Here is a 273-nt window from a genome sequence, read left to right as displayed (position 1 = left end):
CCATCGGCTCAGCCGCATGGGAGTACAGTTCCCAGGCCAGCCTCAAGAAATCGGGCGGCAAGTGGGCTGTGCAGTGGAACCCGGCCATGCTGGCGCCGCAATTGGCCGATGGGGAGACGTTGTCTGTCACCACGGTGCCCGCACCGCGCGGCCAGATCCTGGGTGCCGGTGACGCTCCAATCGTGCAGGACCGCCCGGTTTTCCGGGTAGGGATCGACAAGACCAAGGTGGGCGCAGACCAAGTCGATTCCTCGGCGCGTGCCATGGCTGCAC

General features: G+C 65.9%; 1 protein-coding gene and 1 pseudogene. Both read left to right on the top strand.

Going from position 1 to position 273, the window contains the following annotated elements:
- Positions 1-2 precede the first annotated feature (2 nt).
- A pseudogene (locus SB764_RS40175) lies at positions 3-68 on the top strand (hypothetical protein); the annotation flags it as partial.
- 18 nt (positions 69-86) lie between these two features.
- The coding region (locus tag SB764_RS40170) for a hypothetical protein (RefSeq protein ID WP_410866777.1) at positions 87-273 on the top strand (187 nt) is incomplete at its 3' end.

Origin of the sequence: Paraburkholderia sp. SIMBA_027, from assembly GCF_046535315.1 — a bacterium.
GTDB classification, from domain to species: domain Bacteria; phylum Pseudomonadota; class Gammaproteobacteria; order Burkholderiales; family Burkholderiaceae; genus Paraburkholderia; species Paraburkholderia tropica.
This window is presented reverse-complemented; position numbering and strand designations above follow the sequence as displayed.